Here is a 13,469-nt window from a genome sequence, read left to right as displayed (position 1 = left end):
ATTATGGCTGCATTACTTGGTGTCAATATTGACCATGTCGCAACATTAAGACAAGCACGTGGTACAACGTACCCAGACCCAGTCAATGCTGCATTGATCTGTGAGCAGGCCGGGGCAGAGGGCATTACCTTGCACTTGCGTGAAGACCGTCGTCACATTCAGGATGAAGATGTGCGTCGTATGCGTCCTGCACTGAAAACCCGTATGAACCTCGAGCTGGCGGTAACAGATGAGATGGTCGCTTTTGCCAAGGAAATTAAACCGCATCATGTCTGTTTTGTCCCTGAAAAACGTCAGGAAGTCACCACTGAAGGTGGTCTGGATGTGGTGACCCATTTCGAATCAGTCAAAGCAGCTACGCAAGAACTGGCGGCGATTGGTTGTGATGTGTCTTTGTTTATTGATGCCGACTTTGCCCAAATTGATGCAGCAGTTGCTTGTGGTGCACCGACCATCGAGATTCATACTGGGGCTTATGCCGATGCAGAAACGCCTGAAGCCCAGCAGACTGAGCTTGAGCGCATTATTAAAGGCGCTGAATATGCCGCATCGAAAGGTCTGGTAGTGAATGCCGGTCATGGTTTAAACCTCGATAATGTAACGCCAATTGCGGCGATTCCACAAATTCATGAACTTAATATTGGCCACTCATTAATTGCAGATGCTGTATTTGTAGGTCTGGCACAAGCTGTTCAGCAAATGAAAGCTGTGATTAAGTCAGCACGTTAAGATCAGAATCGTTATGTCAAATATTAATTATGATGAACTGATGCAGCCGGTGATTGCTTTCCTGGGGTGTGAAACGCCCAAGGCATGGCTGAATGTGGCAGTCGAAAATCTTGAAATCTTGATGCAAGATCATGCTAATTGTGAGAAAAAAGCAGCCAGCACGGCCATGAACCTGATGTTTCGCTATAGTTACTTTGTCGATTTACAGGTGAAGCTTGCGCAGTTAGTGCGTGAAGAAATGCTGCATTATGAACAAGTGCTTGAACTGATGAACAAGCGCGGTCAGGCCTGGCAGAATTTGAGTGCAGGGCGTTATGCCGGTGGCTTGCGCAAAGAAATCCGGACTTTTGAACCTGAAGCCTTGATTGATGTCTTGGTGATTGGTGCTTTTGTGGAAGCACGCTCTTGTGAGCGTTTCTACGCGCTGGCTTCGCGTGTGGATGATGAGTTGGCACGTTATTACCGTTACTTGCTTAAGTCTGAATCTCGTCACTTTGAGGACTATCTGGCTTTGGCGATGGATGTGGCGACCACGGCAAAATTGAAAAATCCGCAAGAGGATATTCAAAGCCGGATTGATCATATTCGTAACGTTGAAAAGCAGCTGATTCTGACACCAGATGACACTTTCCGTTTCCATAGCGGTGTTCCGGCTCAAGCGGCTTAATTGCAGTGAACATTTAAAAATCCTCCGTTCATGGGGGATTTTTTATATCCAGAGCAAATATATAAATGAGAATTATTTATATCTACAGACTTAATCCATAAAATACAGCAGATTTCTTAATAACGATGATGAAATAATGAATAAGCTGGTAAAAGTCATGCCTTTTTTGATCTTTGGAGTGTCCCGTCCTGAAATAAGTTTACACCTTAAGAGACTTATTTTATGGAACATGCACGAGAACAACGAGTTAAGCGCACACAACGTGATTATAGCTTCGCCTTTAAAATGATGGTGGTACATGAAGTAGAAAAAGGGCAAATTACTTATAAACAAGCTCAGGCAAAATATGGTATTCAAGGAAGATCAACTGTGCTGGTATGGTTACGCAAGCACGGACAACAGGATTGGACTTCGAATATGCCGACTTCTTCTAAACGCCAATTGACACCCCAACAACGAATCCGCCAATTAGAAAAACAGTTAGCCGCAGAAAAGCTCAAAACTGAATTTATACAGGATGTGATTTATCACATTGATAAAGAGTGTGGGACTGATCTTGGAAAAAAGTATACCGAGCACGTTTCAAAGATTGGCAAAGCCAAAGAAGACTAAGCGTTTCACGTTATTGTCAGTGGTTAGGAATCACTCGACAAGCTTATTATCAAGCAGAAAAACGTGCTCAAATGACTGCACAAGTAACAGAACAAATACTCGAGTTGGTTATGGAGTATCGCTGTCTCATGCCAAGTATCGGAACACGTAAGCTGTATTGGCTTATTAAAGGCAAATTGTTGCAGCGTGGTTTAAAGTGTGGACGGGATCAGTTATTTAAAATATTGAAAGAAAATAATTTATTGATTCGCCCCAAGCGTCGTTATACAAAAACTACGGATAGCAAGCATTGGATGAAGAAGCATCCAAATTTATTAAAGGATTATTCAGCGGTGCAAGCCAATGAAGTCTTTGTCAGTGATATTACCTATGTTGAGAGTGCTGAAGGCGTACATTATTTATCCTTAGTGACAGATGCTTATACCCGCCAGATTAAAGGTTATAAGTTATCGAATGATATGCGTGCAGAGAATGTTGTGCAGGCACTACATATGGCGATGCAGCATGTGACAGATCGGGCAGCCAGGATGATTCACCATTCAGACAGAGGCTCTCAGTATTGCTCTGAACTATATCAATCGGCATTACGCCATTATGGGGTATGTCCTTCTATGACAGATGGAGGAGACTGTTACCAGAATGCATTAGCAGAGCGGATTAATGGAATATTAAAGCAGGAGTTTTTAACTACACGATGTCAAACCATGAAGGAGTTAGATCACTTAATTGCGGAATCTATCATGATTTATAATTGCTATAGACCACATTTAAGTTTAAATATGAACACCCCGAATCAGACGTATGAGCAAACTAAAACCGAGCTAATTGCTTAACTCGGTTTGAAGTGGAATACTGTCAATCTATTTCAGGACAAGACAGAGTGATCAGCAGTACAGCCTTTGCACACTATCCTTATGTTGCCCCACTAAGTTATCAAACTTTTAACAATCACACTGCGATTGTATCTGGCTTTTATGACAATCCATTTGCCTCGGAAGTGGCGATTAAAAACTTTAAGTTTCATTATCATACGCCTACAGGCCAAAAGATTTATCTTGCAGATGATGCATGGACCAAAACACAAACCCTAAGTAGTTATAGTCTGGAAAATAAACAAGAGGGTACCTATCGGATTCGTGGCGAGAAACAGGGGAATAGCCTAAAGTATGCACAGGTTGCTCAAAAATGGAAAATGGTTCTAAGTGCTGTTCCAAAAGCCAATCAAGCCGCCAATCAAAATGTGATTTATCAGCAAGCGCTGAAGAAAAACATGCCACAGAAAACTGTGCAGACTATCGATATTATTGAAACCTTTGTCTCACGGCGTGTGACGTCGAATCAGGTCATTCAGCATATCCATGCTGGCTTTGATGTTCAATTTATCACGCATCCAAATGCATTTAAAAAATCTCAAGCGATTCAATTGAAAGTACTGGATGATAAAAAAGGAGTTGCGAATTTAAACGTTGAGATTTTGGCACAAACGACAGATTTTAGTCGTGATAAAAAAATCTATAAAGCGCTCACAACAGATGCGCAAGGGTTACTCAACTTTAATATGCAGGAAAAAGGCCAGTACTTAATGAAAATTGATTATCAGCAGCCTTTCGAAATAAAAAAGAATGATTTAAAGCGTTATAAATATACCTTGGCTTTTAATGTAATGGATTAAGCCAAAACGAGCCTGAAATCATTCAGGCTTGTTTTATAAAATATTAAACGAAAAAAAGCCCACTTCGTTATGAGTGGGCTTTTTAGTATTTGGCTCTCCAACCTGGGCTCGAACCAGGGACCTGCGGATTAACAGTCCGTCGCTCTACCGACTGAGCTATTGGAGAATCTGAAAGCGATTATAGAGGGATTTTGACAGGGGTCAAGCAAAAACTGTCATATTTATAACAAATTCAGCCTGTCTGTTTTTAATTTAGACAATTGCATAAATTTTACGAAAAATACTTGTCAGAATAAATTTCACTTGCTAGATTAAAACCATAAAGTCGTTTGACCAAATGGTCAAACAGTGTGGATTTAAACCTACTTGCCAGCACAAAAATGGCTAAACCGGAGACAGCGAATGAATACGCTCAGCATCCCTCAAATTTTCTCTCAACTCACTTATTATCAAGAAAACTATCTGCAGATTATTGCAGATCCAGCACAGTATTATATTCCTGTTACAGATGCTCATATCAAGCTATGGCCCTTGGCGCAACAGTCCTTGTATCTAGGTGATTTGCTGCAATTGTGGTTTGCAGAAAAATGGTTGGTAGAAACTGAACGTCAATTTAGCTTTGAAGTATTTTTGAATGCCGATTATCTGAAAGAGCAAAGCAAAGAATTATATATCTATGCCATTTCAGGTAATCTTTTGACCGGTACCAATCAATCCAAAGCTTGGCAGGCATCGACAGCGCAAATACAAGATGTAGAGCTGGCCAATGTGTCCAAGCATTATTTTGAGTTTCAGGGCTTAAGCCGACCACAGATCGCTTGTGTTCAAGCCGGACAGACGAAGGGCAATATTGCTTAGGTCATCGATTGAATGCTGGCCATAGGTTCTCTTGGTTATTCAGGGCGAATAATCATACAGGTCGCAGTGGCATGGGCATATAAACGGCCTTCTTCATCCAGAATCCGACCTTCAGCAATACCCAGATTTTTACTGAGGTTAATTGATTGTCCGGTCGCTTTAAGCTGCTGGTCTTGAGGAATCGGTCGGCACATTTTAACATTCAGATCAATCGTGCCATAACCGACCCCTGCTTCGAGTAAAGTATGAATCGCACAGCCTGTCACCGTGTCTAAAACAGTTGCTGCAAAACCACCATGCACGCCACCAAGCGGATTTAAATGCCGGTGATCGGCTTTGACTTTAAATTCTACGTATCCGCTTTGGATAACGGCAGGTTGCATCGACATGGTTTCGCTAATGCTTGGAGCGGGAATTTTCCCATCTCGCATCGCTTGTAATAAGGCCAAACCGTTCATTTCTTTTGGATTCATTCTGCTTTTCCTGTGATTATTCTTTAGCTGTTTCGATTTTATTTAAAAGTGAAACATCAATAATAGCAAGTGACATATTTTTTAATGAGATGTTGCCGAAGGTAATTGTTATCTTGGAGGGTTAAAAGTTATTGTGGTTAAAATATTTATTTTTTTAATGCTATTGCAGATAGCAGGAGAGTGCTATTTCTACCGGAAATAGAGATACTTTAGATATTCAGGAATTTCGATCAATGCTATGTGTGGCATACACTTTGGCTGCGATCATTTGTTTGATCTGCTTAAAATACGTTATCAAAAGCATCTTGGAATGGCATAAAAAAACCCGCGATCAACGCGGGTTTTTAAATCAAGCGAATTGATTATTGTGCCGCTTTTTCAGCTTCGATAGAAGCAATCGCAGCGTCAACGCCTTCGATTGAATCAGCAGCTTTCTTGATGCGCGCAAGTGCATCAACCAACACTTCATCTGCAGTTGCATAAGAAATACGCATGAAACCGCCCAGACCGAATGCATCGCCAGGAACAACGGCAACGCCAGTTTCTTCCAGTAACCAAGCAGAGAATTCTGTGCAAGATTTCAAACCTTTGGCACGAATCAACGGCTTGATGTTTGCGTATGCATAGAATGCACCATCCGCAGGTAAGCAAGAAATACCATTGATGTCATTCAAGCCTTTCACAACCAGGTCATGACGACGTTTGAATGCTTCAATCATTGGCTCAAGAACATCTTGAGGACCATTCAATGCAGCTTCGGCAGCAACTTGTGAAATTGAAGTTGGATTTGAAGTGGATTGTGACTGGATTTTTTTCATCGCACCGATCAGTTTAGCAGGGCCCGCTGCATAGCCAATACGCCAGCCAGTCATTGCATAGGCTTTAGACACACCGTTTAACACGATCGTACGGTCATACAGGTCTGGTGCAACAGTGGCGATGTTATAGAACTCATCTTCCCAACGAATCGGTTCATACATGTCATCAGACGCGATGAATACTTCAGGGTATTTACGCAGTACCTCGGCCAAAGCAAGAAGTTCTTCTTTGGTGTAGATCATGCCAGTCGGGTTAGATGGACTGTTCAATACCACTAAACGCGTTTTGTCGGTGATGGCAGCTTCTAGTTGTTCAGGTGTGATTTTGAAACGCTGTTCTTCACCACATTTCACAATCACAGGTACGCCTTCAGCGATGATTACCATATCCGGGTAGCTGACCCAGAAAGGTGCAGGAATGATGACTTCATCACCTTTGTTCAACAAAGCCAAAGACAGGTTAAAGAATGATTGTTTACCACCACAAGAAACCAGAATCTGGTTTGCTGCATAGTCTAGGTTATTGTCGCGTTTGAATTTAGCAATAATGGCTTTTTTAAGACCTGGCGTACCGTCAACAGCGGTGTATTTGGTGAAACCGTTGTTAATCGCTGCAATTGCTGCATCTTTGATGTGTTGCGGTGTATCAAAATCTGGCTCACCTGCGCCCAAACCAATAACATTATGACCTGCAGCTTTTAATTCAGCAGCTTTGTTGGTCACAGCAAGCGTTGGGGACGGTTTGATGGCATTTACACGATCAGATAGACGTACGTCCACGGCAGTATTCCTTCTTATAGGGATTAAAAAATAAAAAGCACATTATCTTAGCTTAAAATGCGAGGCATGGGGCAAAAGAATTTGGAAAACTTTGAGGAGAAAATGGTGTACTTGCAGAGCTTTATCTTGAACTCCGATGCCAAGGGACAACAGTTAAAAGGCTTGAGTTATCAAGTAAACCCCATAAGCCAGTCAATATAAACTAAAAATGGCCACTTTATAGTGACCATTTTGTGGTGTTGTCTTGGTACTTATTTATTAAAGCGTGACAGATCTTCATCCGGACGCGCGGTTAAGATTTCAACCCCTGTTTTAGTGACGAGCAGGGTATGTTCATACTGTGCTGACAATGAATGGTCTTTGGTGACCACCGTCCATTTATCACCCAGTAATTTGGTTTTCCAGTCGCCACCATTCACCATAGGCTCAATGGTAAAAGTCATGCCTTCTTCTAAAATCATCCCGGTATCTGGCTGGCCATAATGCAATACTTGCGGTTCGTCATGGAAAGTCGTGCCAATTCCATGACCACAATATTCACGTACCACACCAAAACGTTCAGATTCGACATATTTTTGAATCACGTGGCCAATATCACCAATGGTTGACCCTGGTTTTACAGTTTCAATACCCCGGTACATGGCTTCTTGCGCTACTTTACATAGACGGTTAGCAAGAATAGACGTTTCACCACCGACGATGTACATCATGTTGGTATCGCCATGATAGCCATCTTTAATCACAGTGACATCGATATTCAGAATGTCACCTTTTTTCAATTTTTTGCTATCCGATGGAATGCCGTGACACACCACATGATTCACAGAAGTGCAAATCACATGCTGGAAAGCAGGCCGACCTGGTGCTGCACCATAACCTAAGCAGGCTGGAATGGCTTGTTGTTGGTTAACAATATAGTCATGACAAATCGTATCAAGTTCTAGCGTAGTAACACCTGGAACAATATGCGGTTTGATCATATCCAATACTTCTGCCGCCAGTCGCCCTGCCACACGCATTTTTTCAATTTCGTCAGGGGTTTTGATAAGTCGACGTGGCGCTTGGTAAGTGTTGTTCATGATCTCTAAAAACTTTTGGAAATTTGTGTGTGACTATGGTATAAATAGCCGCCCATTTTATCAAATGCTTTTTCGTGAATAAATTTCACGGGCTTTGTGCGATGGGACAAAAAATCCGCACATATATCGACACATTACTCTGGGTGCTTCTAGGGATTGTTGTCACTTTATATGTGAGTTGCGTTGTCAGCTAAAATTTCGTCATGCGAGGCATGAAACGATGGTAATGGTATTCCCTTATCGAGTTTCATAACGAAGTATGAGGGGATTTTAGCTACAACCCTTCGGGACAGGGACGTTTTTTGACGCTACTGCGTTATGAATAGTTTATTTAGAATGTTAAATCTCACTATTCATGCCTTGTATCGCTAAAAAATGTCCTCTGTCGCAACCACTGATAAAATGACAGCAATCCCTTGGGTGGAGAATGCGGGTATATGGAGGCCTAACCCAAACTTTAAGGTAAAGAAAATGGCAGATTACAACGTAGGCATGCGCGACCTTCTACAAGCAGGCGCACACTTTGGTCACCAAACACGTTTTTGGAACCCAAAAATGCGCGATTACATCTTTGGTGCGCGTAACAAAATTCACATCATCAACCTTGAGCACACTGTTCCTGCGTTAAATGATGCTTTGAACTTTGCTAACAACTTGGCGAGCAAAAAGAACAAAGTTTTGTTTGTTGGTACTAAGCGCGCAGCTTCTGCAATCATCCGTGAACAAGCGCAACGTGCTGGTCAACCATATGTTGATCACCGCTGGTTAGGTGGTATGTTGACGAACTGGAAAACACTTCGCCAATCTATCAACCGTCTAAAAGACCTTCAAACTCAATCTCAAGACGGTACTTTCCTTAAGCTAACTAAACGTGAAGCTTTAGAGCGTACTCGTGAGATGGAAAAACTTGAACGCGGTCTTGGCGGCGTGAAAAACATGGGTGGTTTACCTGACGCATTATTCGTAATCGACGTTGATCACGAAGCAATTGCAATCAAAGAAGCAAAGAACCTTGGTATTCCTGTAATCGGTATCGTTGATACAAACTCTAACCCAGACAACGTAGATTACGTTATTCCGGGTAACGATGATGCGATCCGTGCAGTAACACTGTATGCTTCTGCTATGGCTGATGCGATTCTTGCTGGTAAAGAATATGCTCAATCACAAGCGAATGCACAAGCTAAAGCAGAAGAAGCTCCAGCTTCTGAGGCTTAATGCGTTTGACGCAAGCTTGTCATTTTTGCGACATGTGATGGTGGCAAAGTAAGCGTTATGTATGCAGGCGGCCCATGAGAACTCCTCTGGGCCGTTTCTGTTCTAAAAAGAATTCATTTTCTACCGAATTTAGGAGATAAACATGACTGCAGTTACAGCAAGCATGGTTAAAGAATTGCGCGATCGTACTGGTCTTGCAATGATGGAATGTAAAAAAGCTTTGACAGAAGCGGGCGGCGACGTTGAATTAGCGATCGATAACCTACGTAAATCTGGTCAAGCGAAAGCTGCTAAAAAAGCGGGTAACATCGCTGCTGATGGCGCGATCACGATTGCTCAAGAAGGCAACAAAGCACTTCTTTTAGAAGTAAACTGCCAGACTGACTTCGTTGCAAAAGATGAAAACTTTGCTGGTTTCTCTGCGAAAGTTGCGGCTGCTGCACTTGCTGCAAACGTAACTGATCCTGCTCAAATCGCTGAATTGAAACTAGAAGATGGTGCAACTGTAGAAGAAGCGCGTATCGCTCTTGTTCAAAAAATCGGTGAAAACATCCAAGTACGTCGTGCGAAAATTGTTGAAGGTGCTAACCTTGCAGTTTACAAACACGGTCTTCGTATCGGTGTTGTTGTTTCTTATACTGGTGATGAAGCAACTGGTAAAGGCTTGGCAATGCACGTTGCTGCGTTCAACCCAGTCGCTGTAAATGCTGAAGGCGTTTCTGCTGAGCTTATCGCGAAAGAGAAAGAAATTGCTGAAGCGAAAGCACTTGAATCTGGCAAGCCAGCAAACATCGTTGAGAAGATGGTTGTGGGTTCTGTCGAGAAATACTTGAACGAAGTTGTTCTTGAGCGTCAAATGTACGTAATCGACAACGACAAGAAAGTTGCTGACGTTCTTAAAGCAACAGGTACTACTGTAGCTGAATTCGTTCGTTTCGAAGTTGGTGAAGGTATCGAGAAGAAAGCTGAAATGAGTTTCGCAGAAGAAGTTGCTGCTGCTCAGGCTGCTGCTCAATAATTCGGTAACGAATTATAAAGAAGCTCCACTTTGTGGGGCTTTTTTTATATCTGCATAAAAATACAATAAGTCGAAAGCGGTAGTTTTTCTTGGAAAATGCGAGTTTGCTTAGAAAGTGCGCGTGATAAAATCAACGAAATTTAAAGAATTGAAAATCATTAATAGCGCATATAAAACCGACATGGGTATTGGGGCGATGATTGTCTTATTGATTGCTGTATATCTGTGTTGATACCTAACAAAACCAGTTTGAGAGGAGCTCCTCAACATAAAGTCAGCCAAGTCGCCACACCGATACTCATTTTAAAGCTATGTCTCAAGATGATCTCAATAAAATTCAGACTGCTTTTCAACATCATCAGGGTGATATTGGGGTTCGATCTTATCGAGCAATGATTGCAACGTTAGGTGATGATCATAAAGGATCACGCTATTAAGAGTTCATGCTTGAATGATCAAATTGTATTGGTGACATATAATATCGATTCCGCACCCGGCATTGGTGCGATTCAAAAAGGTGATATTGTCGAATTTTATAGTGAATATAAATAGCGAGAAGGGGGATGTGGCGCACTGGATGCATCATGATTGTGCCCGAAAACATGTGTATGGCCGGTTAAAACATCAAGGAAGAACCTATCAAGAAGGTTCTTCTCATTAGAAAAAATGAAGAATGCTGCTAAATGCTCTTCATGTCTCGTATCTGGCGACTTTTCCAGGAAGGTGCTACTTTAGCTAAATAAGCATCCATGCACCAAATCGGGCCAATAAGAAGGAATTGAAGGTCTTTAAAGAAAGATGGCTTTTTGCCTTCCACTTTGTGGCCATAAAACTGACCAATCCAGGCAAAAACAAATAGGCCAACATAAAAACCGGCACCGACTGGCAGAATCCAGATTAACCAGGCCATGATCAATGTTAAAGTAGCCATTGCAACTGCCAAAACAATATCTAGTCGGGCATAGAAAATAAAAGCCAGAGCTAGCAGAAGGGCGGTCAGTAAAGCACTAAAGTGCGCAATAATGCCAATAATCGAAAAATAGATAGTCGGTACGCAGACCCAGTGAATCAGCTTATTGGTTTTGTTTTGATGACTGTCACTATATTCATCCAGCCATTCAGATATTGTTTTCATTATTCGCTCCATTCCATGAATACGTTGTGCTTGCCTGAAAATATAAAGCAGAATCTAGGTTTGGTCAAAAGTTAATCGTGCCAGAACGTGAATTTTATTTGGCGAATTTGCAACATTCAAGCTGTAATGGACAGGTAGCCGGAGATAAGAGGAACTATAGATTGATTGTCATTTTTCTATAACTTGAAGTTAATAAAAAAGCCACATTACTGTGGCTTTTGGTTAAATGTATTGCAAGTTAAATCTTAAGAATTTGGACCAGCGACACGCTCAATACTGACATTGCCAACACCGGCATTGGTAATGCCGAGTTTCTTCGCTGCGCCATAAGATAAATCGACGACACGGTTACCATGGAATGGGCCGCGGTCATTGACTTTAACCACTACGCTTTTACCATTATTTCTATTGGTCACACGAATATAACAGTTCAATGGCAGGCTACGATGAGCAGCAGTCATTGCATTCATGTCAAAGGTTTCACCGCTTGCAGTTTTACGGCCGTGGAACTGGCGACCATACCAAGAGGCTGTACCTGTCTGACTGAACTTGCGTACAGTATTAGAAGCCACGGTATTCAGTTTTTCAATCACTGAAGGCTCTTCTGCAGGAATTTCAATTTTCGCTGCAATGGTTTCACGGCGAACTTTATCGCCAGAACGCTCAGTGATTGAAAGGCTGTTCAAATTGGTGAAATTTGAATTGAAGCTTTGAGCTTCTTTATTTAATACACGCGTTGCAAGGCGCGAATTGTCATTTTCGTGATTAAACGAAGATGACGGAACCATATCTGCCTGCGATTGCGTCAGTGTGACTATCGTGGCAATAGCCATAAAATACTTCAAAATTGAAGAATGCATCGAATCAACTCCTAACAGCATATCGCATGGATTTGTTCATAAGTAACTGAAAAACCATGTAAACACGCCTGATATTTAACTTATGCAACTACATTTAACGAAATGGATAATATTCATGCCTGCAATATCCTGTCTAGTATTTAATTAAAATAGTTTAAAAAAGAACTTAAAATAAACAATGAGTGATTAAAATATGATCAATATTGTAACACAATATTAAAATTGATCAATATTTGCTCATAATCACTCATAAAAATGTTGACTTTAATAATTTGTATTAAATTCTCATGTTAACGGCTAGTAATTTCTGTACCTAATAACCACAATGCAGTGGCATACATTCGGCTGCGATTATAAGTAGTAATCACTTGAAAATTTGGATAAGTAATATAGTAAATATGCCCATAATTTTCTTGTAATTGAATTACATTGACCAAGTCTAGATCGTCAATTTGAACAATAGGATTCATTGGGCTAATCCCTTGTGTTTTTAACACACCATATGGGCTAGGTTGAGTCAGATCTTTGGCAATTACCGCATCCGGGTTCGAGCCACTATAACGGGCCGGAAAAGCAATCGGTTGATTACGCTGCCAGCCATGCTGGGCTAAATAGTTGGCAATCGAGCCAATCGCATCTACTGCTGAATTACGCAGGTCAATATGTCCGTTACCATCGTAGTCCACGCCGAATTTTGGAATATTACTTGGCATGAATTGTGGATAACCGACCGCACCTGCATAAGAGCCGACGATAGAAGAAGCTGAAACGCCATCTTTATAAGACCAGGCAATTAATGCCGCCAGTTCATCTTGAAAATACTGGGCACGACGCTCATAACCAAAACCTAAGGTGGCCAGCGCATCACGGGTGACAAAAGAACCCTTATTGGTACCAAAGCCGGTTTCTACCCCTAAAATCCCGAGAATGATTGACTGTGGTACACCAAACTGCTGTTCAGCGCGATTCAGCGTTTCCGCATATTGCTGTTTAAAGCGCACACCGCGTTGAATGGTCGACTCAGCCAGAAAGTTGGTTTTATAAGAATACCAAGGCTTGCTTTCACCTGGACGATTCATAATATTGATGATATTGGGCAGGTTGCGCGCCCCGTTCATGGCTGAATCGACTTGCTGGGCACTCAGCCCATAATTTTGCATGGCAGTCTGTTTAAAACTGGCATAAGAGGGATGAGATTGGAAATCGTTGGCCAGACTGAAACTGCTGAGACCTAATGCGGTCAATGCGATTGAAAGCTGTTTAAATTTTTTATAAAAATTCGATTTCAACATCTTGGTACGATTTCCAATTTTTGATAAGTTGCGGGCAATGTTATTTGAATCATGCCATGAAAAAGATTGAGAAATTTTTTCAATCATGAGGCTGTAAAAACCAGATTAAAGATAACATTCGGATGATTAAGAGACCTAGATGCATATACAAAAATAGTGAAAGACTGGTTATTTTTGCGTCAGTTTGCCTTGTGGAGCTGCTTATCTGTAACAAGCTATTTCATTGAACATAAAAAAGCCTGACCGAAGTCAGGCTAA

15 protein-coding genes and 1 tRNA gene are annotated in these 13,469 nt (G+C 41.6%); 9 read left to right on the top strand and 7 right to left on the bottom strand.

What is annotated here, in order from left to right; all coding sequences use genetic code 11:
* Positions 1-3 precede the first annotated feature (3 nt).
* The 4 genes from pdxJ (at position 4) to FTU87_RS06580 (ending at position 3,680) form a co-directional block, all read left to right on the top strand.
* Positions 4-729 carry a pyridoxine 5'-phosphate synthase gene (gene pdxJ / locus FTU87_RS06595; RefSeq protein WP_159516068.1) on the top strand — a complete coding sequence of 242 codons (726 nt, stop codon included), beginning with the start codon at positions 4-6 and terminating at the stop codon, positions 727-729.
* 13 nt (positions 730-742) lie between these two features.
* The gene (locus FTU87_RS06590; protein WP_159138194.1) at positions 743-1,396 is read left to right on the top strand and encodes a tRNA-(ms[2]io[6]A)-hydroxylase; all 654 of its coding nucleotides are present in this window, start codon (positions 743-745) and stop codon (positions 1,394-1,396) included.
* Between the two features lie 222 nt (positions 1,397-1,618).
* Positions 1,619-2,841, top strand: a protein-coding gene (locus FTU87_RS06585) for an IS3 family transposase (protein ID WP_104425744.1) whose coding sequence is annotated in 2 segments (ribosomal slippage) — positions 1,619-1,955 and positions 1,955-2,841 — 1,224 coding nt in all. Because the reading frame shifts where the segments join, the coding sequence is not laid out codon by codon here.
* Between the two features lie 47 nt (positions 2,842-2,888).
* Positions 2,889-3,680 carry a DUF4198 domain-containing protein gene (locus tag FTU87_RS06580; RefSeq protein ID WP_373684766.1) on the top strand — a complete coding sequence of 264 codons (792 nt, stop codon included), beginning with the start codon at positions 2,889-2,891 and terminating at the stop codon, positions 3,678-3,680.
* Between the two features lie 90 nt (positions 3,681-3,770).
* On the opposite strand, the gene FTU87_RS06575 is transcribed toward FTU87_RS06580, so the two are convergent.
* Positions 3,771-3,846, bottom strand: a tRNA-Asn gene (locus FTU87_RS06575).
* Between the two features lie 236 nt (positions 3,847-4,082).
* Between FTU87_RS06575 and FTU87_RS06570 the strand changes: the two genes are divergently transcribed.
* Complete coding sequence (locus tag FTU87_RS06570; protein WP_005170144.1) at positions 4,083-4,538, top strand: hypothetical protein; 456 nt, start codon at positions 4,083-4,085, stop codon at positions 4,536-4,538.
* A gap of 35 nt (positions 4,539-4,573) precedes the next feature.
* Here FTU87_RS06570 and FTU87_RS06565 read toward each other — a convergent pair whose 3' ends face one another.
* From FTU87_RS06565 to map, 3 genes are all read right to left on the bottom strand, one after another.
* Complete coding sequence (locus FTU87_RS06565) at positions 4,574-5,011, bottom strand: PaaI family thioesterase (RefSeq protein WP_005170148.1); 438 nt, start codon at positions 5,009-5,011, stop codon at positions 4,574-4,576.
* 362 nt (positions 5,012-5,373) lie between these two features.
* Entirely contained in the window at positions 5,374-6,609 is a 1,236-nt protein-coding gene (locus FTU87_RS06560; RefSeq protein ID WP_180096858.1) for a pyridoxal phosphate-dependent aminotransferase, read from the bottom strand.
* A 251-nt stretch (positions 6,610-6,860) separates the two neighbouring features.
* Positions 6,861-7,688: a type I methionyl aminopeptidase gene (gene map / locus FTU87_RS06555; RefSeq protein ID WP_005097535.1), complete on the bottom strand. Its 828-nt coding sequence runs from the start codon at positions 7,686-7,688 to the stop codon at positions 6,861-6,863.
* 471 nt (positions 7,689-8,159) lie between these two features.
* On the opposite strand from map, the gene rpsB reads away from it, so the two are divergent.
* From rpsB to FTU87_RS15290, 4 genes are all read left to right on the top strand, one after another.
* Positions 8,160-8,906, top strand: coding sequence for a 30S ribosomal protein S2 (gene rpsB / locus FTU87_RS06550; RefSeq protein ID WP_005097534.1), 747 nt, complete (start codon positions 8,160-8,162; stop codon positions 8,904-8,906).
* 142 nt (positions 8,907-9,048) lie between these two features.
* Positions 9,049-9,924 (top strand): translation elongation factor Ts, encoded by an 876-nt coding sequence (gene tsf, locus FTU87_RS06545; RefSeq protein WP_005097533.1) that lies wholly within the window; start codon positions 9,049-9,051, stop codon positions 9,922-9,924.
* Positions 9,925-10,371: 447 nt separating this feature from the next.
* Positions 10,372-10,476: a DUF3465 domain-containing protein gene (locus tag FTU87_RS15105; protein ID WP_257220463.1), complete on the top strand. Its 105-nt coding sequence runs from the start codon at positions 10,372-10,374 to the stop codon at positions 10,474-10,476.
* 25 nt (positions 10,477-10,501) lie between these two features.
* Entirely contained in the window at positions 10,502-10,585 is an 84-nt protein-coding gene (locus FTU87_RS15290) for a hypothetical protein (protein ID WP_373684768.1), read from the top strand.
* Between the two features lie 18 nt (positions 10,586-10,603).
* Here the strand turns inward: FTU87_RS15290 and FTU87_RS06535 are convergent, their stop codons facing one another.
* The 3 genes from FTU87_RS06535 to mltB all read right to left on the bottom strand — a co-directional run bounded on the left by FTU87_RS06535 (position 10,604) and on the right by mltB (position 13,211).
* Entirely contained in the window at positions 10,604-11,059 is a 456-nt protein-coding gene (locus FTU87_RS06535; RefSeq protein ID WP_180096857.1) for a DUF962 domain-containing protein, read from the bottom strand.
* Between the two features lie 245 nt (positions 11,060-11,304).
* The gene (locus tag FTU87_RS06530) at positions 11,305-11,919 is read right to left on the bottom strand and encodes a septal ring lytic transglycosylase RlpA family protein (protein WP_005097531.1); all 615 of its coding nucleotides are present in this window, start codon (positions 11,917-11,919) and stop codon (positions 11,305-11,307) included.
* 290 nt (positions 11,920-12,209) lie between these two features.
* A complete protein-coding gene (mltB, locus tag FTU87_RS06525) occupies positions 12,210-13,211 on the bottom strand; it encodes a lytic murein transglycosylase B (RefSeq protein ID WP_180075284.1) in 1,002 nt (333 codons plus the stop codon).
* Positions 13,212-13,469 lie beyond the last annotated feature (258 nt).

Origin of the sequence: Acinetobacter sp. YH12156 (genome assembly GCF_013418235.1) — a bacterium.
GTDB lineage: Bacteria > Pseudomonadota > Gammaproteobacteria > Pseudomonadales > Moraxellaceae > Acinetobacter > Acinetobacter pseudolwoffii.
This window is presented reverse-complemented; position numbering and strand designations above follow the sequence as displayed.

Coding starts and splice junctions, on each gene's coding strand:
- pdxJ (WP_159516068.1), top strand. CDS start 4: ATGGCTGCATTACTTGGTGTCAATATTGACCATGTCGCAACATTAAGA.
- FTU87_RS06590 (WP_159138194.1), top strand. CDS start 743: ATGTCAAATATTAATTATGATGAACTGATGCAGCCGGTGATTGCTTTC.
- FTU87_RS06570 (WP_005170144.1), top strand. CDS start 4,083: ATGAATACGCTCAGCATCCCTCAAATTTTCTCTCAACTCACTTATTAT.
- FTU87_RS06565 (WP_005170148.1), bottom strand. CDS start 5,011: ATGAATCCAAAAGAAATGAACGGTTTGGCCTTATTACAAGCGATGCGA.
- map (WP_005097535.1), bottom strand. CDS start 7,688: ATGAACAACACTTACCAAGCGCCACGTCGACTTATCAAAACCCCTGAC.
- rpsB (WP_005097534.1), top strand. CDS start 8,160: ATGGCAGATTACAACGTAGGCATGCGCGACCTTCTACAAGCAGGCGCA.
- tsf (WP_005097533.1), top strand. CDS start 9,049: ATGACTGCAGTTACAGCAAGCATGGTTAAAGAATTGCGCGATCGTACT.
- FTU87_RS15290 (WP_373684768.1), top strand. CDS start 10,502: ATGCATCATGATTGTGCCCGAAAACATGTGTATGGCCGGTTAAAACAT.
- FTU87_RS06535 (WP_180096857.1), bottom strand. CDS start 11,059: ATGAAAACAATATCTGAATGGCTGGATGAATATAGTGACAGTCATCAA.
- FTU87_RS06530 (WP_005097531.1), bottom strand. CDS start 11,919: ATGCATTCTTCAATTTTGAAGTATTTTATGGCTATTGCCACGATAGTC.
- mltB (WP_180075284.1), bottom strand. CDS start 13,211: ATGTTGAAATCGAATTTTTATAAAAAATTTAAACAGCTTTCAATCGCA.